Source organism: Acuticoccus kalidii (assembly GCF_021556395.1).
Lineage (GTDB): Bacteria > Pseudomonadota > Alphaproteobacteria > Rhizobiales > Amorphaceae > Acuticoccus > Acuticoccus kalidii.
The window spans coordinates 129,465-152,479 of record NZ_JAKGCS010000010.1 but is presented as its reverse complement, the minus strand read 5'-3'; the positions used below and the strand labels follow the sequence as shown (position 1 = coordinate 152,479).

The window sequence follows — 23,015 nt, the reverse complement described above, 5'->3', positions numbered from 1 at the left end:
TTGCCGAGAATTCCCCAATCGGCGGCGAATTTCCAGCATCATGGGCCGGCCGCGCGAAATGCCCACAGACCCCGCGCGAGCGTGCGCGCCGGGTCTGCCGTCATTGCCGGGAAATATAGGAAAGGGTCGGCGCTTCAGCCAGACTTGCGCAACGCCCACCCGGTGACCCGCCGCTCGACGAGCGAGAAGATCACGTAGAGCGAGACGCCGAGCACCGACAAGACCGCGAGCCCGGAGAAGACCAAAGGCACGTTGAAGGACGACGATGCGATGATCATCATGTTGCCGATCCCCCGGTTGGAGGCGACCGTCTCGGCGATGACCGAGCCGACGAAAGCGAGCGTGATCGCCACCTTCAGCGAGGCGAAGAAATAAGGCATCGCCCGCGGCAGACCGACATTCCAGAGGATGTCGAGCTTGGAGGCCTTCATCGAGCGCATCACGTCTTCGAGCTCCGGCTCGACGGTCGCGATGCCGGTCGCGACGTTCACGACGATCGGGAAGATGCAGATGATCATCGCCGTCAGGATGGCCGGGACCGTGCCCGCCCCGAACCAGAGCACGAAGATCGGCACGACCGCGACCTTGGGGATCGACGAGATGCCGACGAGGAGCGGATAGGCCGTGTCGAACGCGAGCCGCGAGGAGCCGATCAGAACCCCGAGCGACAGGCCGATCATCACGCCGAAGGCGAAGCCGACCAGCGTCGTGTAGAGCGTCTGATAGGCATGGGGCGCGATCGCCGGCGCATACTCGACGAGGGTCGCCCAGATCTGGGTCGGCCGCGGCAGCACGAGATCGGAGATATCGAAGATCCGGCAACACAGCTCCCAGACGACGAACACGCCGACGATCAGGATGGCGGAATAGAGCTTCCGGCGGACGACCTCAGACATCGGCCTTCTCCCGTGTGATGCGGCCCGTCGGCGTGCGGACGATCTTGGCCCGCAGATCCTGGACGAGTTCGGTGAAGGCCGGCTCGAAGGTGAGATCGAGATGACGCGGCCGGGCGAAGGGCACCGTCCGATCCTCCAGAATGCGGCCCGGGCGCGGGCTCATCACGCAGATGCGGCTCGCGAGATAAGCCGCCTCCCGAAGGTCGTGGGTGACGAGAAGGACGGTGGAGCGCTTCTCCATCCAAAGATCCTGCATCGTCGACCACAGCTCCTCGCGGGTGAACTGGTCGAGCGCGCCGAACGGCTCGTCGAGGAGGAGAAGGTCCGGCTCGTGAACGAGCGCCCGGCAGAGATTCGCGCGTTGCTGCATGCCGCCGGAGAGCTGCCAGGGATAGCTGTCGGCAAAGTCGATCAGCCCGACATGCTCCAAAAGCTCGTCGACCCGCTCGCGATATTCGCCGTTGCGCTTCGCCCGATAGTCCGCCCGGAAGGGTTGGACGATCTTGAGCGGCAGCATCACGTTCGCCCGGATCGTCTTCCAAGGCAGCAGCGTCGAGGATTGAAACGCCATCCCGACACGCGCCGGGTTGGCCCCGAGCTCGCGCCCGGCGAAGAGAATGCGCCCGGCGCTCGGCCGCAACAGCTCGGCGACGAGCTTCAGGATCGTCGACTTGCCGCAACCGGACGGGCCGACGAGGGCGACGAAATCCCCCGCCGCCACCTTGAGGTTCGTCGGCTGAAGCGCCTCCGTCTCCTTCTCGCCGCGCCCATAGGTGACGCCGACGCCGTCGAGCTGGACGAGCGGGGGCATCGTCACCCCGTCATTGACGGTGTTCGGGGCGATGGCGGCGGCCGCGCTCATGCCGCTGCCGCCGTGCCGAGGATCGCCGCAAGGCTCTGATCCTCATGGCGTGGTGCGGCGTCCGGCATCCGCTGGATATCGGTGACCTGCCGCCCGTGCCCTTCCCGGCCCGCGACCAGAGTGCGGTCCTTCTGGACGAAGACGCCGCGCACGAGGGTGTGGACCGGGGCGCCGATGGTCTCCTGCCCCTCATATGGGGTGATCTTGCCGCGCGAATGGAGCCGCGCGGCGGCGATCGTCTCGCGCCGCGTCATGTCGACGACCGCGATGTCGGCATCCGCGCCCGGCGCGATGCGGCCCTTTTGCGGCCACAACCCGAAGGCGCGCGCGGGGTTCGCCGCGGCAATGCGCACATAATGGGACAGGCTCATCCGCCCCTTCGCGACCTCGGTGAGCATCAGAGGCATCTGCGTCTCGACGCCCGGAAAGCCGCAATCGGCCTTCCAGATCACCGGATTGATCTTCTCCTCCGGCGTATGGGGCGCGTGGTCGGTGGCGATCATGTCGACGACGCCCGATTGCAGCGCATCCCAGATCGCGGCCGCGTCCTTCGCCTCACGCACTGGCGGGTTGACGCGGATGACGCTGCCGAGCCGGTCATAATCGGCGGTGGTGAAGTGGAGATAACAGGGGCAGGTCTCGCCGGTGATGTCGACGCCGCGCGCCTTCGCCTCCGCGAGCGGCCGCAGCTCTCCGGCCGAAGAGATGTGGAGGATATGAACCCGCGCGCCCGTCCACTCGGCGAGGACGGCGGCCCGGCTCACCGCCTCGATCGCGACGATCTCGGGCCGCGCGGCGATGTGGGAGAGTGGATCATTGTGGCCCGCCGCCTCGAGCCGGGCTTGCCGCCAGGCCATGATCGAGGCCGTCTCGGCATGAAGCGAGACGCGCAGCCCCGTCTTCGCCGCGATCTCGAAACCTTCGAGCATCGCCCCCGTCGAGGGCGAGGGAAGATTGCCGAAGGTGTTGCCCATGAAGCATTTGAAGGCGTTCGCCCCTGCCGCGGCGAGCGCTTCGAGCTCGCCAATATTGTCCTCGGCGAGGAGCCCATAGAGGCCGAAATCGACGATCGCCTTGTCCGCCGCCCTCTGCTTGGCGCGCAGCTCGGCGACCGATCGCGTCGGCGGATCGGTGTTCGGCATCTCGAACACGGTGGTGACGCCGCCCATCGCGGCCGCCGCCGTCCCCGTCGCCCAGTCTTCCTTGTGGGTGTAACCAGGCTCGCGGAAATGGACGTGAACATCGATCGCGCCGGGCAGAAGGTGGTGGCCGGTGACGTCGACCACCTCGCGTGCGGCCGGCATCGTCCCGGGCGCGCCGACGGCCACGATGCGGCCCCCGTCGATCGCGACGTCCGCGACATCCTCGGCTCCTTCTGAGACGACGGTGCCGCCAGTGAGAACGAGATCGATCATAAAGCGGCCCATCCTCCGTCGACCGGAAGGTCGACGCCGGTGATCTGGCGGGAGACGTCGGAGGCGAGGAAGAGGGTCGCCGCGGCGATGTCCTCATCGGTCGACACGCGCTTCAGGGCGTAGTCGTCGGCGTGGCGCTGCGCCGCTTCCTCTTCGGTGATGCCGAGGCGCGCGGCCATTTCGGGCACGACCTTGGTGTGGAAGCGTGGCCCGGCCACCATGCCGGGCGCGACGCAATTGACGTTGATATTGTCGGGACCGAGTTCGAGCGCGAAGCTCTTGGTGAGGCCGCGCAGGCCCCATTTCGAGCTCGAATAAGACAGCCTGCCCGCCTTGCCGCGCATCCCGAACGTGCCGCCGACATTGACGATCTTGCCATAACGCTGACGCTGCATGATCGGCGCGATGGCACGGATCATGTGGAAGGGACCGCCGACATTGAGGCTGACGATCTCGTCGAACTCCTCCGGCGTCGTTTCGATGCCGCTCTTGCCGATCGGCCCCGTTCCGCCCGCGACATTGACGAGAATGTCGATCCGGCCGAACCGCTCGAAAACGCGGGCGATCCCGGCCTCGACCATGGCAGCGTCGGTGACGTCGCAGGCGACGATCTCGACCGCGCGCCCCATCGCTCGGCACGCCTCGGCGACCGGTTCGATCGCCCCCGTGTCGCGTCCGAAGAGGGCGAGATCGACGCCCTCTTCGGCAAAGGCGCGGGTGATCGCGGCGCCCATCCCCTTGGCAGGCCCGGTGACGACCGCGACCTGCCCGTTCATCTTCAAATCCATGATCAGATCAGCTCGTAAATCCGCTCGTTCTCGGGCGGGAGAAAGGCATCGGTGAAGATCTCGTCGACGGTCGGCGTGCGCGGCAGGTCGTTCGCCTCGACGACGATCTCGATCGCCCGCTTCATCCGCTCGGGATCGATATTGCCGAGGCTCACCGTCTCGATCTCGCCGTGCGCCATCTCGTCTTCGATGGTGGCGAGAAGGCGCTCCTTCTCGATCGCCTTGTTGATCAGCGGCTCGCGGGACGCGACGGCGGCAATACCGGCGTCATAGTCCTTCATGACGTCGACGATCCCTTTGTTGACGCCGCGCACCAGGGCGCGCACCGCCTCGGGGTTCGATTCGGCGAGCGCCTTCGAGACCATGATTCCGTTGGAATAAAGATCCATCCCGTAATCGGAATAGTTGATGAAACGGATGTCCTTGTCGGGATCCATGCCGGAGAGCTTGGCGGAGAAGCGGATCGTGTTGACGTAGCCGAACACACCGTCGACCTGTCCGCCCTTCAGCATCTGCTCGCGAAGGTTGGGGGCGAAGTTCACGATCTCGACGCCCGATGCGTCGATCCCGGCGATCTTCGTGAACGCGGGCCACAGCTTCAGCGCGCCGTCATTGGCGGCCCCGCCGAGCGTCTTGCCTTCGAGATCCTTCGCGGTCTCGATGCCGCTGTCGGTCAGGACGGCGACGGTGAAGGGCGGGGTGTTGTAGATCTGATAGACGCAGATCGGCGCCTCGTCCGGCTTCGTCGCGGCGAGTTGGATGAGGGCGTTCACGTCGCCGAAGCCGACATCGTAGGCGCCCGAGGCGACCTGACCGACCGCAGCGCCCGAGCCGTTCCCCTGATCCATGACCAGATCGAGGCCACCGTCCTCGAAATAGCCCTGATCGGCGGCGAGGAAGAACCACGCCTGCGGGCCCTGATAGCGCCAGTTGAGGATCATCTTGAGGCGGGTCGGATCGGCGGCGAAAGCGGGGCTCAACCCCGTCGCGCCGAGGAGGCCGGCCGCGGCCGAGCTCTTGAGGAGATGGCGTCGCGTGAGGCGCATATCGTAGCTCCTTGCCGAAGTGGCGCGCGGTCGGGATCGGACCAAAGGGCACGCCGTGACTGGTGATCTTGCAGTCGTGGGAGCTTGGCGGCCTCGCCTGTTGCTGTCTTCTGCTAATTATGCGCTATGGCGTTGCCGAAAAAGCTACACAGGGGCCTAACCCCATGCGTCACCTGACGACTTTCCGCGTCATCGAACGCGTCGCGAAGACCGGATCGATCCGCCGCGCGGCGGAGGAGCTGGCGCAAACGCCTTCGGCGATCCAACGCCGCGTCCAGGCGTTCGAGGACGAGCTGGGGATGCCGATCTTCGAGCGGCTGTCGCACGGGGTGCGGCTCAACGCGGCGGGTGAATTGGTGCTGCACCATATCCGCACACAATTCGCCGACACCGACCGGCTGAAATCGCGGCTCAGCGATCTGTCGGGCGTGCGCCGCGGGCACGTGCCGATCGCCTGCAGCCAGGCGCTCGCCCCCTATTTCCTGCCCGAGGAGATCGCCCGCTATCGTGCCGCTTTTCCCTATGTGACGTTCGATGTGCGCGTGCTCGACCATGGCGCGGCGATGCAGGCGCTCGCCGACTATGCGGTCGATATCGCGCTCATTTACGGGGTCGACGACATTCCGGCCTCGGATGTCGTCCTCGCGGTCGAGCAGAATGTCGCCGCGGTGATGGCGCCGACGCATCCGCTCGCCGGGCGCGGCACGATCCGCCTGCGCGATCTTCTCGCCTACCCGCTCGCGCTTCCGCTGAAGACCTTCGAGGGGCGCCGCCTCTTGGAGCGCTCACTCGCGCGCAAATCGCTGTCGATCGCGCCGCAACTCGAAAGCAATTCGTTTGAATTCCTGAAGGCCCATGTCGCCTGCACCGACGCGATCACCGTGCAGATCCCGATCGGCGCGCCGGCGCCCGAGACCGAAGGGCCGACGGTGTGCATCCCGATCGACCCGCGCGACCTCATTCCGGGCCACCTGACGCTGCGGCAGTTGAAGGGGCGGACGCTCTCGGTCGCGGCCGCGCAATTCGCCGATCAGATCGCTCGCAGCCTCACCGCCCGTTTCGCGCCGACTGAGGCGGCCGGCTAATCGACCACCACGATGGCGTCGACCTCGACCGCCGCGTTCACCGGAAGGCCGGCGACCGCGACGGCGGTGCGGGCGTGGCGCCCCGCCTCGCCGAACACGTCAATGAACACCGCAGACGCGCCGTTGATCACCTGCGGGCTCTGGCTGAAGCCGATCGTGGCCGCGACGAAGCCGCCGAGGCGCTGGACCTGCACGACGCGGTCGAGATCGCCCCCGCACGCCTCTTTCAGCGTGAAGAGGAGATTGATCGCACAGACCCTCGCCGCCTTCGCGGCCTCCTCCACCGAGACGCCGCCCGGTCCGACCGGGCCATGGCACGTCACCGCCCCGTTCCACTCGCAGATCTGGCCCGCGAGATGAACGAGCCGCCCCTCTTTGCGGAAGGGCAGGAAGTCGCCCCGCGGCGTCCAGGGCTGCGGCAGAACGATGCCGAGCGCCTCGATGCGTCTGTCGATCCGGCCCATCCTCATTCCTCCAGCGTGTGCACCTCACTGCCCGCCGGCCGCCGCTTGCGGTCGCGCAGCGACATCACGGCGGCGGTCGCGAGGAGGAGGATCGTCACGATATAAAGGCCGATCGAGATCGGGCTTTGCACCAGGATCGCGAAACTCCCGTCGGAGATCGACAGCGCCCGGCGCAGATTGTTCTCCATGTCCGCCCCGAGGAGAAGCCCCAGAACGACCGGCACGAGCGACACGTCGAGCTTGCGCAGGAGATAGCCGAGGAGACCGAAGCCGACCATCACGAGAAGATCGAACGAGGAGTGGCTGATCGAGTAGATGCCGAGAAAGCTCACCATCACCACAAACGGCATCAGCGACCACTGCGGCAGGCTGAGAATCCGCGTGAAGATGCCGATCATCGGGATGTTGAGGGCGAGGAGCACGAAGTTCGCGATATAGAGCGAGGCGATCAGGCCCCAGACGATTTCCGGCTGGTTCTGGAAGAGGAGCGGCCCCGGCTGGATGTTCAGTGAGACGAGCATCGCGAGCATCACCGCCGTCGTCCCCGAGCCCGGCACGCCGAGCGTCAGCATCGGGATCAGCGCGCCGCCGCTCGCCGCGTTGTTGCCGGCCTCCGGCGCCGCGACACCGCGCGGATCACCCTTGCCGAACGTGTCGTCTTTGTTCGAGATGCGCTTCTCGACCGAATAGGACATCACCGCGCCGAGCGAGGCACCCGCGCCCGGCAGAATGCCGGCGATGAAGCCCACCACGGACCCGCGCAATGACGCGCCGAAGCCCGGCTTCAAGTCGGACCAGCGCGGGATCACCCGGCCGAGCCGCTTGATCGGCTCCGATCCGGCGACATGCATCTCGAAGAGGATCAGAACTTCGGAGATCGCGAACAGGCCGACGATGGCGACGATCGGATCGAAGCCGTCATAAAGGTTGAAGGATCCGAGCGTGTAGCGCGCCGTCCCCGTCGCGGGATCGAGGCCCACCGTGCCGATCATCAGGCCGAGACAGGCCGCGAGCAGCGTCTTGATCGGATTGGCGCCGGATATGCCACCGATGGTCGCGAAGGCGAGGACATAGAGCGCGAAATAGTCGGCCGGGCCGAAATAGATCGCGGCCTTCGCAAGGAGCGGGGCGAAAAGGGTGAGGCCGACGGTGGCGAAGGTCGCGCCGATGAAGGAGGCGACGCCCGAGATGGCGAGCGCTTCGGCCGCCTTTCCCTTTCGCGCCATCGGGTAGCCGTCGAGCGTCGTCATGATCGCGGGCTCGTCGCCCGGAATGTTCAGCATGATCGACGAGATGCGCCCGCCATACATCGCGCCATAATAGACCGCGCTCAGCATGATCAGCGCCGATGTCGGATCGAGGCGCAGCGAGAAGGCGAGCGGGATCAGGATCGCGACGCCGTTCACGGGGCCGAGACCGGGCAACGACCCGATGATCGTGCCGGCGAAACAGCCGAACAGCGCAAGAGCGAGGTTCGTCGGCGTCAGCGCCACCTGGAATCCGGCGGCCAGGAAGGTCAAAGTTTCCATGAGTGCGTCAGATCGAAGGTGAGAGGGGCAGCGGCAGGCCGAGAAGCACGTCGAACAGCACGAAGAGCAGCGGCGCCATGATGATCGCGGCCGCGCCGGCCTTCAACCAGGACGTACCGATCAGCTTGGCGAGCAGCAGCACCGCCGCGAAGGTCGCGATCGGAAAGCCGAGCGGATCGAGAAGCAGCGCATAGGCGATGAGAACGGCAATGGTCGCAACCTGACGCCCGAGAATGACGCCGCGCGACCAGGTCGGATCGGGGTCCGGCCGCAGGATCAGCCCCAGCGACAGAAGCGCCGCCGGGACCGCCAATATCCGCGGAAAGGCCGCGGGCCCCAGAGGATCGCCGAAGCCAGCCTCATAGTTGCCCGCGGTCATGCCGTACCAGATCGACAAGGCCAGAAAGAGAAGGCCAGCGATCCGATCACTCATTTGATGACCCCGATCTCCCGCGAAATCGCTTCCATCTGGCTCGCCTGCTCGACGACATAGTCGTTGAACTCCTTGCCACCGCGCCAGATCGGGATGAGACCGTTCGCCTCGGCCGCCTCTTTCCAGGCCTCGCTGTTGAACAGCGTCTCGAGGTTGCTCACCCACTTGTCGTAGGCCTCGTCGCTCACCTTGCCGCCGGTATAGAAGCCGCGCCAGTTGTAGCCGGTGACGTCATAGCCCTGCGACTTCGCGGTCGGAAGGTCGGGGAAGGCGGGGATCGGCTCGTCGGACATGGCCGCGAGGACCTTCACGTCGCCCGATTCCACGAAGCCCGCGATCTCGCCGAGATCGGTGACGACGACCTGCGTCTGACCGCCCATCATCTGCGTCACCGCCGGCGTGCCGCCGTCGAACTGGACCCAGCGGATCTTGGTGAACTCCTCCGGCCCCATGCCGGCCGCCTGGGCGAGCATCAGGAGGCGGATATGGTCCCAGCCGCCGGCCGCCGTGGAGCCGGACGTCACGACCGAGCCGACATTTTCCTTCATCGCCGCGAAGAGGTCGTCGAGGGTGTTGTAGGGCGAATCGGCGGCAACCAGGACGACGCCAACATCGGCGCCGAGCATCGCGAGCCAGCGCATCGCGTCGGTTCCGGCGGGATATTTGCCCTGGGCGATCTGGGTGATGCCGACGGTCGAGGTCGCGACGACGAGATCGGGATTGTCCGACTCGCTGTTCATGACGCGCGCATAGGCGACGGCGCCGACGCCGCCGGGCATGTTCACCACCTGGACGGGGGCGTCGAGAATGCCCTCTTCGGTGAGGAGCCGGCCGACCGTGCGGCAGGTGAAGTCCCAGCCACCGCCGGGATCGGCCGGAGCGATGCATTCGGCCGCCTCGGCCTTCGTCACGCCGCCCGGCAGCGCGAAGCCGGCGAGCGCGGCGAGCGCTGCGGCGGAAAGTAGGTGTTTCATGGGCAAAAGCTCCCTCAAGTTGCTCGAGCGGCCGTGTGTCCGGCCGTCAGGTCGATGGCGGGGGTCATGAGCACGACCCCACGACGCTGCGCCGCCCCAGAAAGCGGCGCGACGCTTCGATGGCCGTGCGCACCTGTTCATGCACCTCGCGGGCATGGGCGCGAACGGCTTCCGCCGCCCCATCTTCGTCCTTGAGACGGATGCGGCGCAGAATTTCGGTGTGTTCGTCATGGGTGACTTGGCTGCCGCTGCCGGCGCTGATGGCGAGCCAACGGGCGCGGATGGTGCGCGTCGTCACCTCTTGGACCGCGGCCTGCAGGAAGCGGTTGCGCGACAGGCCGGCGACGCGGACGTGAAAATCGAGCCCGATCTCCATCCACCCCTCGGGCGTGAATTCGCGCAGGCCGGCGTCGATCTCGGCCTGGATCGCGTCGAGCTCGCTCACCTCGGCGAGCTGGCAGGCCAGGCGAACCCCCGCCTCCTCCACGACGTCGCGATAGGCGAAGAGTTCGCGCAGCTCGTCGAAATCGAACGGGGCGACGACATAGCCGCGCTGGGTGCGCTGGACGAGGCCTTCATAGATCATCTGGGTGAGCGCTTGACGGACGACGGTTCGCGAGACCCCATAGGTGGTCTCGAGCGAGCGTTCGGTGACGGCCTCACCCGGCGCGAGCGTGAGACACAGAACGTCGCCTCTCAAGCGGCGAGTCGCCTCCTCTGCGGCGCTCGTCTCCTCGCGCATCGTCACCCCCGGTCCTCCCCCGCCGTGCTTATAATCGTTTCGTTTGACGTGCCCGGCGCGGGGACGGTATGCCGTTTTGGTCTACCAGCACAATAGAAACTTTCGGGAGAGTTCAGTGGAAGAGCCGACAATGCCGAGCCACGTCGAGATCGTGGAAGTCGGCCTGCGCGACGGTCTTCAGGCCGAGCCCGTCTTCGTGCCGACCGAGGAAAAGATCGCGATCGCCAAGGCGCTGATCGCGGCCGGCCTGAAGCATTTCGAGGCGACCTCGTTCGTCTCCCCCCGTGCCGTGCCGCAGATGGCGGACGCGGCCGAGGTGATCGCCGCGGTGCGCCAGCCGGGCGTCCTCCTCTCCGCGCTGGTGCCGAATGCGAAGGGCGCCGAGCGCGCCGCCGAAGCGGGCGTCGACGCGATGGTCGTCTTCATGTCCGCATCGGAGAGCCACAACCTCAAGAACGTCAACCGCTCGCGCGCCGAATCGCTGCGCGGCTTCGCCGATGTCGCGCGCATCGCCGCCGATGCCGGCATCCCGGTGCACGGGGCGATCGCGACCGCCTTCGGCTGCCCGTTCGAGGGCATCGTCCCGGTCGACACGATCACCGATATCGCCCGCCAATATCGTGACCTCGGGATCGAGACGATCTCGCTCGGCGACACGACCGGGATGGCGACCCCCACCCTCGTCAAAGAGCGTTGCCGCGCCCTTGCGAAGGCGGTGCCGGACGCCGAGGTGGCGCTTCACTTCCACAACACGCGCGGCGTCGGCCTCGTGTGCGTCTATGCCGGGCTCGAAGAGGGCATCACGCGCTTCGAATCCTCGCTCGGCGGCCTCGGCGGTTGCCCCTTCGCACCGAACGCGACGGGCAATATCTGCACCGAAGACCTCGTCTACATGCTGGAAGAGACCGGCATCGACACCGGGGTCGATCTCGAAGCCCTCATCGAGGTCGCCAAGCGCACCGAGCGGGCGGTCCAGCACGGCTTGCCGGGACAGCTCATGAAAGCCGGCCCGCGCCTCAAGACCTACGACATGGAGAGCGTCCGCACCGCGGCCGGATAAGACCACATGAACGAGCCCAAAGCGCCGCTTCACGGCATCACCGTCGTCGACCTGACGCGGGTGCTGTCTGGCCCCTTCTGCACCTTGATGCTCGCCGATCTCGGCGCAGACGTCATCAAGATCGAGACCCACAAGGGCGATTCCACCCGCGTGCAAGGCACGTTGAAGGACGGCTTCTCCTGGTATTATGCCGCCTTCAACCGCAACAAGCGCTCGATCGCGCTCGATCTCTACAGCGAACAAGGCCGCGCGGCGCTGACGCGCATGCTCGAGACCGCCGACGTGATGGTGGAGAATTTCCGCCCCGGCGTGCTCGACAAGATGGGCTTTTCGGCCGAACGGCTCGCGCAGATCAATCCGCGCCTCGTCTCGGCCAGCGTCAACGGCTACGGCTCCACGGGGCCGTATGTCGACCGCCCCTCGTTCGACTTCATCGCCCAGGCGATGAGCGGCCTCATGAGCGTCAACGGCCGCGAGGGCGAGGAGCCCTTGCGCAACGCGACCCCGATCACCGACGTCCTCGCCGGCGTCTATTGTGCGCTCGGCATCGTCGCGGCGCTCCGGGCCCGCGATCTCAACGGCGTCGGCCAGCACGTCGAGGCGGCGATGGTGAACGGGGCGATCTCCACCCTCGCCTACCTCGCCGCCGAATATTTCGTCACCGACGAGATCCCGAAGCGGACCGGGAACGACCATCCGATCATGTCGCCCTACGGCCTCTTCACCGCGTCGGACGGGTCCGTCGCCGTGGCGCCGTCGAACGATACGATCCTGCGCCGTTTCCTCAAGATCATCGATATCGAATGGGTGATCGATGATCCGCGCTACGACACCAACCACAAGCGCTATCATGCCCGCCGCGAGATCGACGCGCTCGTCAATGAGCGCCTCGTCACCGAGACGGTCGATCACTGGATCGACAAGCTCAACAAAGGCGGCGTTCCGTGCGGGCGTGCGCTGAATGTCGCCGAGGTGTTCGCCGATCCGCAGGTGATCGCACAGGAAATGGCGATCGAGGTCGAGCATCCGGGCCGCGGTATGGTGAAGATGCTCGGCTTTCCGATCAAATTCTCCCAGACCCCCTGCGTGGTGCGCCATCCCGCCCCCGAGCTCGGCGTCGATGGCCGTTCGGTCCTCGCCGCACACGGCTATTCGGAGGCCGATATCGAAGCCCTCGAAGCGCTCGGCGTCCTCAAGACGCCGGACGCGGTGGCCTAGCGCCACGCGGCGCGCAAAGGCGGCAGTGCTCTTCGCCCTCCTCTACCCGCGCTTCACCGCCGCCGATCGGGCGGCGGTCGACGCCATGCGGGCCGCGCACGACCCGCACCGGGCCCGCCTCGTCGATCCGCACATCACGCTGGTCTTCGGCGTGGCGGAGGCGAGCCCCGCCCCTCTCCTCGCCCTCGCCGAGCAGCTCGCGGCGGAGACATCGCGTTTCGCGGTGACGTTCGACGGCTTCCACGTCGAGGCCGATCCGCGCGACCGCACGCGAAAGGTGCTGCTCGACGCCGTGGAAGGACGCGAGTCCGTCGCCGCGCTTCACGAGGCCTTCTATGAGGCGCGGCCCGCCGCCGAGCGCCTTCCCTTCACCGCTCACATGACGGTCGCGACCACCATGACGGACGCCGCGGAACGCGCCGCGATCAGCGCGGCGGAGGCGCTGCCTCGGCCGATCCGCGGAACGGTCGAGGCGATCGCGATCGAGCGGCTCGCGGACGGGAGGCTGACACGCCTCGGCGCCTTCCCGCTCGCCGACTGACGCGCTCAGGCGGGCTCCGGCTCGGCCTCCAAAACGAGGCCGAGGCCGGCGCGGACCTCGTCGAGTGTCGCCTGTGTCACCGTCCGCGCCGCCGCCGTTCCCGCCTTGAGTACCCGCATCACCTCGCCGGGATCGGCGGCATAGCGCGCCCGGCGCTCGCGGATCGGGTCCAGGAAGGCGACGAGAATGTCGGTGAGGCGGCGCTTCACGGTCATGTCGCCGAGCCCGCCGCGACGATAGTGCGCCTTCAGCATCTCGACGTCCTCCCGGTCCGGGGCGAAGGCGTCGAGATAGGTGAAGACGACATTGCCCTCCACCCGTCCGGGATCGGCGGCGCGCAAGTGGCCGGGATCGGTGTACATCCGCCCGACCGCCGCGCGGATTTCGTCGGCGCTTGCCGACAAGGGGATCGAGTTCCCGGTCGATTTCGACATCTTCGCCCGTCCATCGACGCCCGGAAGACGCGCGACGGCGGACAGACGCGCCGCCGCCTCGGGCAGCACCTCGCGGCCGATCTGACGGTTGATGCGGCGGACGATCTCGTTGGTCTGCTCGATCAGCGGCACCTGATCCTCGCCGACGGGGACGACCGTCGCCTTGAAGGCGGTGATGTCGGCGGCCTGGGCGACCGGATAGCATAGGAACCCCGCCGGAACGTCCCGCTCGAAGCCGCGCTGCGCGATCTCCGCCTTGATGGTGGGATTGCGCTCGAGCCGGGAGACGGTGACGAAGTTCATGTAAAGGAGCGTCAGCTCGGCGAGCGCCGGAAGCTGGGACTGGACGCAGATCGTCGTCAGCGCCGGATCGATTCCGACGGCGAGATAGTCGAACGCGACCTCGAGGACGTTGCGGCGGATGCGGGTGGGATCGTCGGCATTGTCGGTCAGCGCCTGCGCGTCAGCCAGAAGCAGATACTGGCGGTGCGAGTGTTGCAGCGCGAGGCGGCTTGCGAGCGAGCCCGCATAATGGCCGAGATGAAGCGGCCCCGTGGTGCGGTCGCCGGTGAGGATCACTGGCCGGGCGGACGCGATTTGCGATTGTGACATGGCATTTTCCTTCGGAAAGGCCGCCACGATCGCAATCGTCTCGTCGGGAAAAAGACAGAGCCTGCCGGATCATGGCGGCAGGCTCGTGGACAACAGACGGCTCACCGCTCCTTCAGAAGGAGCGCCACCAGACGAACGTCAGGGGGATATTGAAGCCGGTCATGTCCGTTAGATGCCGCAAGCGCGGCCCTCTGACAAGCGCGGATCTCGACCGCCGACCGATCAGCGCGCCGGCTCGGAGCCGAGCGCCCGGTCGAGCGAGATCGGACCGGGGCCCGCCGCGACGAGATAGAGGAAGGTGAAGCAGTAGAGCACCGCGAGCTCGCCACCATTGAGGAGCGGATAAAACCCGTTGCCCGCATGGGCCATGAAATAAGCGACGGCGGTGAGGCCCGACAGAATGAAGGCCGTCGGCCGCGTGAAGAGACCGATCACGAGAAGCGCTCCACCGATCAGCTCGAAGAACCCCGCGATGCCCGGCAAACTCGTGAGAGAGACCGCGTTCATCGGTCCGACCGGAAAATCGAGGATCTTGGTCGTCCCATGCTGCAAGAGCAGGAGGCCGGACATGATCCGTAGCACGGATAGAAGCAGGCCCTCGCAGTTCCGCACGAAGTCCATCACGCATTTCCTTTCAAACCAGAATCGGCACGTCGCCGGTGTCGAACGTCACCCTATGCCCACAGCCGATTGCCGGAGACAAAGGTTTCCTCAAGGCGGGCCGCACAATTCATCGGTCCGCGCGGTCACACTTTTGTGTCGCAGAAAGCGAAGAGTGTTGCCAAGACCCGATCAGCGCGATCCCTCGGGCCGATCGAGGTCGACGGCATAGGCCGTCACGTGATCGCGCAGGCGATTGACGAGATCGGTCGCATAGCGAAGCTCATCGGCCGAAAGGCCGGTCGCCGCGGCGACGCATTCGGGAATATCGATCGAGCGCGCGCGCAAGGCACGGCCCGCCTCCGTGAGGTCGACGCGCACGACCCGCTCATCGGCCGGGTCACGGCGGCGGCCGATAAGCCCCAGACTTTCGAGACGCTTCAACATCGGCGTCAGCGTGTTCGACTGGAGCCGCAGCGCGCGACCGAGTTCGCCGACCGTGCGGCCATCCCTCTGCCACAGGAGGAGGAGCACGAGATATTGCGGATAGGTCAGCCCGAGCTCGGCCAGCAGCGGGCGGTAGAGCTGACTGAACGCGTGCTCGGCCGAATAGATCGAGAAACACAGAAGATCCCCGAGCGCCGATTCCTCGTCGGATGCGTCGGTTTTTGGGCCGTCGAATGCCATCGTTCCACCTCTGCCGACCATTTAGATCGCACGCGATTAAATCGCAATGGATTGACATGAGGCGGCGGGATCATAATTGTCTCCTACACGATTTGATCGTGCACGATTTAATTGGGTCGATCGCACCCGGACCGGACGCGCGCCGGATGCCAGCGCCAAAGGAGAGAGCACCATGGCGACCTTCACCACCGACGACGGGACGAAACTCTTCTACAAGGATTGGGGCAGCGGCCAGCCGATCGTCTTCTCCCACGGATGGCCGTTATCGTCCGACGCATGGGATGCGCAGATGCTCTTTTTCGGGAGCAACGGGTATCGCGTCATCGCCCACGATCGGCGCGGCCATGGCCGGTCCAGCCAGCCCTGGACCAACAACAACATGGACACCTATGCCGACGATCTCGCCGCGCTGATCGAGCATCTCGACCTCCGCGACGCCGTTCTCGTCGGCCATTCGACGGGTGGCGGCGAAGTCACGCGCTATATCGGCCGGCACGGCAATGACCGCGTGGCGAAAGCCGTCCTCCTCGGCGCCGTCCCGCCTTTGATGCTGAAGACCGCCGACAACCCGAACGGCACCCCGATCGACGTGTTCGACGGGCTGCGCAAGGGCGTCGCCACCAACCGGGCGCAGCTCTACACCGACATCACGATCCCCTTTTACGGCTTCAACCGTGACGGGGCGGAGGTGAGCGAGGGCCTCCGGCACAATTTCTGGCGGCAGGGCATGATCGGCAGCGTGAAAGGTCAGTACGACTCGATCCACGAATTCTCCGAGGTCGACTATACCGACGACCTCAAGGCGATCGACGTGCCGACGCTCGTCGTCCATGGCGACGACGACCAGATCGTCCCGATCGACGCATCGGCCCGTCTCAGCGCCGAGATCGTCAAGAACGCGACGCTGAAGATCTATGAAGGCGCGCCGCACGGCCTCGCCGAAACGATGCCGGACCGCTTCAACGCGGATGTGAAGGCCTTCATCGAAGGCTGACCGCGTAAGCCGACGAGACGGCCGGCGCTCCGCATGGCGTGCCGGCCGCCCGGTCGCGGTACTGTGAAGGAACGGGCGCGGCGCTCCCCTTGCGCCGCGCCGGGATCGGCGTAAATTCTCGGTCTCTTTTGCAATTCATTCGCAGTCTCATGAACCTGCGAGACGTTCGATGAGCACGCCTTCGGCCGGTTGGCGCAAAGAGCGGAGCGAACCGTCGCTTTCCGACGTGTTTCGCTCCATCGCCGTTCCGGGCGGCCATTCACCCTTGCGGCGCGTTCTCGCCTTTATCGGCCCCGGCTATCTCGTCGCCGTCGGCTATATGGACCCCGGCAATTGGGCGACGTCGCTGGCGGGCGGCGCGAAGTACGGCTATCGGCTCCTCTTCGTCGCGCTGTTGTCGAACATCATGGCGATCCTTCTTCAGGCGTTGTGCGCGCGGCTCGCGATCGGGTCGGGGCGCGACCTCGCGCAGGCCTGCCGGGACGCCTTCTCGCCGCTCCTCGTCATTCCCCTGTGGCTCCTCGCCGAAGCCGCGATCATTGCAACCGACCTTGCCGAGGTGATCGGCACCGCGATCGGCCTCAAGCTCCTCTTCGGCCTGCCGCTCGAAATCGGCGTCTTCGTCACCGGCGTGGACGTTTTCCTGATTTTGTGGCTCCAGAAGCGGGGATTTCGGTGGATCGAAGGGTTCGTCATCACTCTTCTCGCCGTCATCGCGCTCTGTTTTTTCGTGCAGATCGTCATGGCGCGTCCCGATTGGGGCGGGGTCGTGCGCGGCTTCGCGCCCTCGACCGACATCGTCACCGATCCGGGGATGCTCTATCTCGCGCTCGGCATTCTCGGCGCGACGGTGATGCCGCACAATCTCTACCTCCATTCCGGCATCGTGCAGACGCGCGCCTATGGGGCCGACCCCGCCGGCAAAGGCGAGGCGCTGCGTCTCGCGACCTGGGACTCCACCGTCGCGCTGATGCTGGCGCTCGCGATCAATGCCTCGATCCTGATCCTCGCCGCCGCAACCTTCCACGCGAGCGGCAACACCGAGATCGTGGAGATCGACCAGGCGCACGCCCTCCTCTCGCCCCTCCTCGGCGGGGCGCTCGCGCCGACGCTCTTCGGCATCGCGCTGCTGTGCTCGGGCCTCAACGCGGCCGTCACAGCGACGATGTCGGGTCAGATCGTGATGGAGGGCTTCGTCGCGCTGAAGGTGAGCCCGGCTTTGCGGCGGCTGATCACCCGCCTCCTCGCCATCCTCCCGGCGATCGGGGTGATTCTCGTCTACGGGGCGAGCGAAGCCGGCAAGCTCCTCATTCTCAGCCAGGTGGTGCTGTCCTTCCAGCTCCCCTTCGCGATCGTGCCGCTGGTCCTCTTCACGGCGAACCGCTCCAAGATGGGCGACCTCACCGCGCCGCGCTGGCTGACGGCGGTGTGCGCCGTCATCGCGGTGGCGATCATCGGCCTCAACCTCAACCTTCTCGTCTCGGTCTGGCGGGGCGCGCCGATATGAGAGGCGGCACGCGGGCCGCCCCCTCGGTGCTCCGCCCTATCGATCGCGCGCGGGGGCGGTGTCGACAGCGCCATCGAGCGAGCGGTCGAGCTGATCGCGCCGGATGCGCTGGCTCGGCGTGCGGGCGAAATCCTCCACCGATTTCCAGTAACGCGGCACATGGTGCGGCGGCATCGCCGTGCGGCACCAGGCGGTCAGGGCCTCGGCATCGAACCGCGCCCCTTCCGCGAGCATGACGAAGCAGAGAATATCGTGCTCACCGATCGAGGCCGGGACGCCGACGACGGCGCTCTCGGCGATATCGGGATGGGCGACGAGCGCCGTCTCGACCTCCCAGGCCGAGACATTCTCCCCCCGCCGCCGCAGCGAATCGGTGACGCGGCCGATGAAAAAATAGTTCCCCGCCGCATCGCGCCGTCCGAGGTCGCCGGTGTGGAGGCGACCATCGCGCAAGAGCCGCCCCGTCGCCTCCGGCGCGCCGAGATAGCCGGGCGTCAACAGGCCCGGATGGCTCGCGGTGACGGTGAACTCCCCCGCCTCCTTTGGCGCGACGGGTGCGCCGGCCTCGTCCCGCAATGTCACCTCGAACCAGGGGAGCGGCGTGCCGACGGAGCCGACGGTGCCGTTGCGGTTGATCGTCGTGAAGCTCGAGGCCTCGGTCATGCCGTAGACCTCGCGGATCGGGATGGCGAAGCGCGCCTCGAACGTGCGCCAGACCTCCGAGCGGCAGCCCCCGCCGAAGGCGATGTGAACGGGATGCTCGCGATCGTCCGCCTTCGGCGCGGCCTTGAGCAGGATCTCGAGGATCCCGCCGAGATAATGGAGCTTGGTGACGCCATGGGCGCGGACATCGCCCCAGAAGCGGCTCGCGGAAAAGCGCGGCACCATCACGAGCTTCGCCCCATGAAGCAGCGCCATCACGACGAGCTGCGAGCCGCCAATATGGTGGAGCGGCTCCCACATGAGGAAGACGTCGCCCGCCTCGCAGTCGGACGCGATCTGTGTGCCGGCGGCGGAGGCGAGGAGCATCCGCTCCGTCACCATCACGCCTTTCGGCGGCCCGGTCGTGCCGGAGGTGAAGAGGATCGCCCGCACATCGTCCGGCGAGGCGGCCGAGTGGGGCGCGACCTGCGGTGCGGCGCGTGCCGGCCCGGTCCACCCGTCGGCGATTTCGGTGCGTCCTTCATAGCCGGCCTCGGTGAGCGCGGCGGCGGCTTGTTCCGCCGCGAAGGCGAGGACCGGGCGGGCGGTCGCGAGCGAATGGGCGAGCGAGGGGCCGCGCGCCTCCGGGTTCAGCGGCACCCAGAGTGCGCCGGCGAGCGCGATGCCGAGAAAGAGCGCGACGTGGTTCGGCCCATTGCCGAGCATCGTGATGACGGGATCGCCCGGCGCGATCCCCATCGCCGCGAGGTCGGCGGCGACGGCACGCGCCTCGGCCGCGAGGGCCGCGACCGAGATCTTGCGCCCGTCTGCGACGAGAATGGTCCGCGCCCCCTCGCGCGCCTCGGCGTCGGCGAGGACGGCGGCGACCGTCGCAGCGAAGGGCGCGGAAGTCGCCTCACGCACGATATCGGCGGTCATCGGATCAGGATTTGACGCCGCCGCGCGTCGTCAGGAACGCGCGCGTCACGGCTTGCGGCTCACCGCTCGAAAAGGATTCGTGATGATAGCGCTTGGCCGCCTCGACCGCGTCGAGGAGGCCGGGCTCCAGCACCTCGAAGAAGCGGCGCTTGATCAGCGCCATCGCGCCGGGCGGCTTCGCGCCGAGCTCGATCGCGAGCGCCCGGCTCTTCGCCATCACCTCCCCTTGCGGCACGACATGATGGAGAACGCCGATCGCGAGCGCCTCCTCGGCGTTTATCAGGCGGCCGGTGAGGGTCAGCTCGATGGTGCGCGACAGGCCGAGAACCTCCCGCATGATCCAAGGTCCGGTAATGCTCGCGATGCCGGAATTGATCTCCGGCTGGCCGAGCCGCACGCCCGGATGGCCGACGCGAATGTCGGTCAGCAGCGCGAACTGGAAGGCAGAGCCGGCGGCGACGCCGTTGAGCGCGGCGATCACCGGCTTTTCGAGCGATCGGACGGTTCGATAAAGGGTGTGGAAGTCCTCGATCCAGGCGTCGGCGCCGTCGGCCTCGAAGTTGGTCGCCTCGTTGAGATCCTGCCCCGCGCAGAAAGCGCGATCCCCCGCGCCGGTGATGATGATCGCGCGGATCTCGGGATCGGCACCCGCTTCGGTCAGCGCCGTGACGAACGCGGCGCGCATCGGCGTGTCCCAGGCGTTCATCCGGTCCGGACGGTTGAGGACGATGGTGGCGACGCCCTCGTCGGCGGACATTTGAATGCTATCGGTGATGGGATCGACCCTCCGCGATCGTTCGTGCCGGCGGCGCTCGGCGGCCGCCGCGATCGCTCCAACAGATCAAACTCGCCCTCCCGCTTCAAGCCGGCTTTGCAGCGGGCGCCTCCGGTCAGGGCCGCGCCATCTCACCGAGATCCCAATAGACCCCCGCCATGATGCGAAGGCCCTCCTCCACGATGGCGACCGGAATATGCTCGTCCACCGCGTGTTGCGAGCAACCGGGATAGGAATGCGGGATCCAGATCGTCGGCATGCCGATGATCTCGGCGAACACGTCGTTCGGAAGCGTTCCGCCGAAATTGGGCAGGATGACCGGCGGCGCGCCCGTCGTCGCCTCGACCGAGGCGGCGACCTTCACCACCCACGGATCATCCGGATCGAGCCGCGTCGCCCGGCCGAAGGTCTTGCCGGGACGGGCGGAGACGAAGGGAAAGCCGGCCGCGTCGAGATGGGCGCGCAGGGCCGGAAGAACGCTGTCCGGCTCGATATCGGCCGTGAAACGGAGCTGGCAATGCGCCATCGCGCGGGGCGGAATAGCGCTGACGGGAGCGGCGGGATCGCCCGTCAGGAAGGCGAGAACCTCGAACGAACACCAGCCATAGACCTGCTCAGCCGGCGAAAGGCCGGGCTCGCCCCATGCGGGATCGATCGACGGCTCGTTCGGCGCGGTCGCGATGGAGAGGCCCGAGAGCGCCGCCTTGATCGACGGCTTCAGCCCGTCCGGCGTCCAGCCCGGCACTTTGATCTGCCCCGTGGGCCCGACGATCGCGGCGAGCGCATGGGCCATCTGGATCCCCGGATTGGACAACAGTCCGCCCCAATTGCCCGAATGGTGCGCCCCCTCGCGCGCATCGATCTCGAGGATGATGTCGATCGCGGCGCGCGATCCCATGAAGAGGGTCGGCCGGTCGGCTGCGAAACGCGGCCCGTCGGAGGCGACGAGAAGATCGGCCGCGAGTCGGTCGCGATGGGCGAGCGCGACATCGCGAAGGCCCGGACAGCCGATCTCCTCCCCCATGTCGACGAGGACCTTGGCGTTGAAGCCGAGGCGGCCGCGCGTTTCGATCACCGCGCGCATCGCCTCGAAATTGATCGTGTGCTGGCCCTTATTGTCGGCGACGCCGCGGCCATACCAGCGATCGCCGACCGTCGTCACCGCCCAGGGCGACAAGTCGCCCGTCCAGTCTCCGTCGAGCCCGTTGACGACATCGCCATGGGCGTAATTGAGGACGGTGAGCGCCGCCGGATCCTCGATCCGCTCGGCGATCAGGAACGGATGGGAGCCGCCGCCGGTCACGGTTTCGGTGGTGAAGCCGAGCGCTTCGAGGCTCGGCGCCATCTCTTCCGCGAGATAGGCGGCGATCGCGTCCGCCCGGTCGGCGCGGCGGCTTTCGGTGCGCATCGCCACGCGGCGGGCGAGCAGGGCCTCGAAGGCGCCGGATCGGTATGTCTCGGCGGCCTTCCGAATGGCGGCGTCGCGGCTCATCGTTCCCCCTCCGCGTCGCCCGTGTCGACACGTCTCGTCTTTTCGTTTGCGAGAGGGTCGGCGAAAGCCGCGGCGACTGCAAGCCTGCCCGCCGGTCGTCAGCTTCGGCCGGACGGCTCCGTCGAACGGCGGATTTCGAGATGGCTCGGGACGACGACGTGCTGGCGCGTCGGGGTGCCCTCCACCCGGTCGATCAACATGCTGACGGCGTTGCGGCCGAGCGCCTCGGTTCCGAGATTGGCGGCGGTGATCGGCACGGTCGAGGAGCGCGTCGCCACACCGTCATTGCCGGAGACGATCATCAGATCCCGCGGGACGACGTAACCGACCGCCGCCGCCGCGAACATCGTTCCAACCGCGAACCGGTCGATCAGGGCATAGATCGCGTCGGGCGCGCCGGGCCGCGTGGTGAGCATCTTCAATGCGGCGTTGTATCCGGCCGATTCGGTCGGCGTCTCGTCGATCGTCACGTAATTGAGCGACATGCCCCGCTCCGCGCCCCACCGCTCATAGACCTCGCGCGCCGTGTCGGAATAGGCATAGGTCGACGAGGTGAGGATCGCGCCTATCCGCTCCGCCCCTTTGTCGGTGAGATGCTCGAGAACGAGGCGGGTCAGCGCCGCATGGTCGTTGTCGACCCACCAGGTGTCCGCGGCGGCGCGCGACACGTCCTGCCCGATCGTGACGACGGGCAGCTCGAGGGCGTTGAAATCGTCGATCAGCGGATCGCGCACGATTGGATCAATGACGATCCCGCCATCGAGGGGAACGGAGGAAAGCTCGTCCGCGCCGATGCCGAGCGGCAGCAGCAACAGCATATAACCACGCTCCAGCGCCGCGGCGGCCGCCGACTGCCAGATCGACATGATATAATCCATGCCGGAATGGGTCGCCGACTGACCACGCCGGACCGATGCGGCAACGGCGAGCAGGCCGGAGGTTTTGCCGCGCAGGTGCCGTGCGTTGATATTGGCACGGTAGCCGAGTTCGTTCGCGATCGCGATGACCCGCTTGCGCGTCTCCGAATCGAGCCGTCCGGTTCCGTTCAACGCATAGGAGACCGCCGCCGGCGAGAGCTTGGCGATGCGTGCAATGTCTTTGATGCCGACGCGCTTACGGCGCAAAACCCGCATCCTTTGATCGAGGACGAATTCGCCTTCATTTCACCATAAGTCGGCGGCGAGATCGAGTATATTTCCTATTGGCACATAGCTTGCCGGCGCGCGAAGTCACGCATTCGAGCCAAATCGCTCGACATAAACACACTGCTTTATCGATTC

The 23,015-nt window shown here is 66.8% G+C and carries 23 protein-coding genes; 6 read left to right on the top strand and 17 right to left on the bottom strand.

Annotated elements, in window-relative coordinates; translation table 11 throughout:
- Positions 1-134: 134 nt before the first annotated feature.
- From L1787_RS06700 to L1787_RS06680, 5 genes are read right to left on the bottom strand one after another with little or no spacing between them, the layout of a single operon-like run.
- Positions 135-896 (bottom strand): ABC transporter permease, encoded by a 762-nt coding sequence (locus tag L1787_RS06700; RefSeq protein WP_235707917.1) that lies wholly within the window; start codon positions 894-896, stop codon positions 135-137.
- Positions 889-1,758 carry an ABC transporter ATP-binding protein gene (locus L1787_RS06695; protein WP_439648264.1) on the bottom strand — a complete coding sequence of 290 codons (870 nt, stop codon included), beginning with the start codon at positions 1,756-1,758 and terminating at the stop codon, positions 889-891. Before L1787_RS06695 ends, L1787_RS06700 begins: the two co-directional genes overlap by 8 nt.
- Positions 1,755-3,173 (bottom strand): allantoinase AllB, encoded by a 1,419-nt coding sequence (allB, locus tag L1787_RS06690; RefSeq protein ID WP_235707916.1) that lies wholly within the window; start codon positions 3,171-3,173, stop codon positions 1,755-1,757. Before allB ends, L1787_RS06695 begins: the two co-directional genes overlap by 4 nt.
- On the bottom strand, positions 3,170-3,961 hold the full coding sequence (locus L1787_RS06685; protein WP_235707915.1) for an SDR family NAD(P)-dependent oxidoreductase: 792 nt from the start codon (positions 3,959-3,961) through the stop codon (positions 3,170-3,172). The genes allB and L1787_RS06685 overlap by 4 nt, the downstream gene beginning before the upstream one ends.
- A 2-nt stretch (positions 3,962-3,963) precedes the next feature.
- Complete coding sequence (locus tag L1787_RS06680; RefSeq protein ID WP_235707914.1) at positions 3,964-5,007, bottom strand: ABC transporter substrate-binding protein; 1,044 nt, start codon at positions 5,005-5,007, stop codon at positions 3,964-3,966.
- 164 nt (positions 5,008-5,171) lie between these two features.
- Here L1787_RS06680 and L1787_RS06675 point away from each other — a divergent pair, with 164 nt between their 5' ends.
- On the top strand, positions 5,172-6,092 hold the full coding sequence (locus L1787_RS06675; protein WP_235707913.1) for a LysR family transcriptional regulator: 921 nt from the start codon (positions 5,172-5,174) through the stop codon (positions 6,090-6,092).
- Here the strand turns inward: L1787_RS06675 and L1787_RS06670 are convergent.
- The 5 genes from L1787_RS06670 to L1787_RS06650 all read right to left on the bottom strand — a co-directional run bounded on the left by L1787_RS06670 (position 6,089) and on the right by L1787_RS06650 (position 10,234).
- Positions 6,089-6,556 (bottom strand): RidA family protein, encoded by a 468-nt coding sequence (locus tag L1787_RS06670; protein ID WP_235707912.1) that lies wholly within the window; start codon positions 6,554-6,556, stop codon positions 6,089-6,091. The two genes, L1787_RS06675 and L1787_RS06670, sit on opposite strands and share 4 nt — an antisense overlap.
- Positions 6,557-6,558: 2 nt before the next feature.
- On the bottom strand, positions 6,559-8,085 hold the full coding sequence (locus L1787_RS06665) for a tripartite tricarboxylate transporter permease (RefSeq protein ID WP_235707911.1): 1,527 nt from the start codon (positions 8,083-8,085) through the stop codon (positions 6,559-6,561).
- A 7-nt stretch (positions 8,086-8,092) separates the two neighbouring features.
- The gene (locus tag L1787_RS06660) at positions 8,093-8,518 is read right to left on the bottom strand and encodes a tripartite tricarboxylate transporter TctB family protein (RefSeq protein WP_235707910.1); all 426 of its coding nucleotides are present in this window, start codon (positions 8,516-8,518) and stop codon (positions 8,093-8,095) included.
- Positions 8,515-9,492 carry a Bug family tripartite tricarboxylate transporter substrate binding protein gene (locus L1787_RS06655; protein WP_235707909.1) on the bottom strand — a complete coding sequence of 326 codons (978 nt, stop codon included), beginning with the start codon at positions 9,490-9,492 and terminating at the stop codon, positions 8,515-8,517. Before L1787_RS06655 ends, L1787_RS06660 begins: the two co-directional genes overlap by 4 nt.
- 64 nt (positions 9,493-9,556) lie before the next feature.
- Positions 9,557-10,234, bottom strand: coding sequence for a GntR family transcriptional regulator (locus L1787_RS06650; RefSeq protein ID WP_235708035.1), 678 nt, complete (start codon positions 10,232-10,234; stop codon positions 9,557-9,559).
- 115 nt (positions 10,235-10,349) lie between these two features.
- Here L1787_RS06650 and L1787_RS06645 point away from each other — a divergent pair, with 115 nt between their 5' ends.
- From L1787_RS06645 to L1787_RS06635, 3 genes are read left to right on the top strand one after another with little or no spacing between them, the layout of a single operon-like run.
- Positions 10,350-11,294: a hydroxymethylglutaryl-CoA lyase gene (locus L1787_RS06645; RefSeq protein WP_369415064.1), complete on the top strand. Its 945-nt coding sequence runs from the start codon at positions 10,350-10,352 to the stop codon at positions 11,292-11,294.
- 6 nt (positions 11,295-11,300) lie between these two features.
- Entirely contained in the window at positions 11,301-12,512 is a 1,212-nt protein-coding gene (locus tag L1787_RS06640; protein WP_235707908.1) for a CaiB/BaiF CoA transferase family protein, read from the top strand.
- 25 nt (positions 12,513-12,537) lie between these two features.
- Positions 12,538-13,053, top strand: a complete 516-nt coding sequence (locus L1787_RS06635; protein ID WP_235707907.1) for a 2'-5' RNA ligase family protein — start codon at positions 12,538-12,540, stop codon at positions 13,051-13,053.
- 5 nt (positions 13,054-13,058) lie between these two features.
- Here the strand turns inward: L1787_RS06635 and trpS are convergent, their stop codons facing one another.
- The 3 genes from trpS to L1787_RS06620 all read right to left on the bottom strand — a co-directional run bounded on the left by trpS (position 13,059) and on the right by L1787_RS06620 (position 15,386).
- Positions 13,059-14,099: a tryptophan--tRNA ligase gene (gene trpS / locus L1787_RS06630; protein WP_235707906.1), complete on the bottom strand. Its 1,041-nt coding sequence runs from the start codon at positions 14,097-14,099 to the stop codon at positions 13,059-13,061.
- 222 nt (positions 14,100-14,321) lie between these two features.
- The gene (locus tag L1787_RS06625) at positions 14,322-14,720 is read right to left on the bottom strand and encodes a DoxX family protein (protein ID WP_235707905.1); all 399 of its coding nucleotides are present in this window, start codon (positions 14,718-14,720) and stop codon (positions 14,322-14,324) included.
- Between the two features lie 171 nt (positions 14,721-14,891).
- Positions 14,892-15,386, bottom strand: a complete 495-nt coding sequence (locus L1787_RS06620; RefSeq protein WP_235707899.1) for a MarR family winged helix-turn-helix transcriptional regulator — start codon at positions 15,384-15,386, stop codon at positions 14,892-14,894.
- Between the two features lie 172 nt (positions 15,387-15,558).
- Between L1787_RS06620 and L1787_RS06615 the strand changes: the two genes are divergently transcribed.
- Positions 15,559-16,380: an alpha/beta fold hydrolase gene (locus L1787_RS06615; protein WP_235707898.1), complete on the top strand. Its 822-nt coding sequence runs from the start codon at positions 15,559-15,561 to the stop codon at positions 16,378-16,380.
- A gap of 169 nt (positions 16,381-16,549) precedes the next feature.
- Positions 16,550-17,887, top strand: coding sequence for an Nramp family divalent metal transporter (locus L1787_RS06610; protein WP_235707897.1), 1,338 nt, complete (start codon positions 16,550-16,552; stop codon positions 17,885-17,887).
- A 36-nt stretch (positions 17,888-17,923) separates the two neighbouring features.
- On the opposite strand, the gene L1787_RS06605 is transcribed toward L1787_RS06610, so the two are convergent.
- The 4 genes from L1787_RS06605 to L1787_RS06590 form a co-directional block, all read right to left on the bottom strand.
- Positions 17,924-19,468, bottom strand: a complete 1,545-nt coding sequence (locus L1787_RS06605) for an AMP-binding protein (protein WP_235707895.1) — start codon at positions 19,466-19,468, stop codon at positions 17,924-17,926.
- 4 nt (positions 19,469-19,472) lie between these two features.
- Complete coding sequence (locus tag L1787_RS06600) at positions 19,473-20,225, bottom strand: enoyl-CoA hydratase/isomerase family protein (protein WP_235707894.1); 753 nt, start codon at positions 20,223-20,225, stop codon at positions 19,473-19,475.
- 133 nt (positions 20,226-20,358) lie between these two features.
- Positions 20,359-21,735 (bottom strand): M20 family metallopeptidase, encoded by a 1,377-nt coding sequence (locus tag L1787_RS06595; protein ID WP_235707893.1) that lies wholly within the window; start codon positions 21,733-21,735, stop codon positions 20,359-20,361.
- Positions 21,736-21,833: 98 nt separating this feature from the next.
- On the bottom strand, positions 21,834-22,859 hold the full coding sequence (locus L1787_RS06590; RefSeq protein ID WP_235707892.1) for a LacI family DNA-binding transcriptional regulator: 1,026 nt from the start codon (positions 22,857-22,859) through the stop codon (positions 21,834-21,836).
- Between the last annotated feature and the right edge of the window lie 156 nt (positions 22,860-23,015).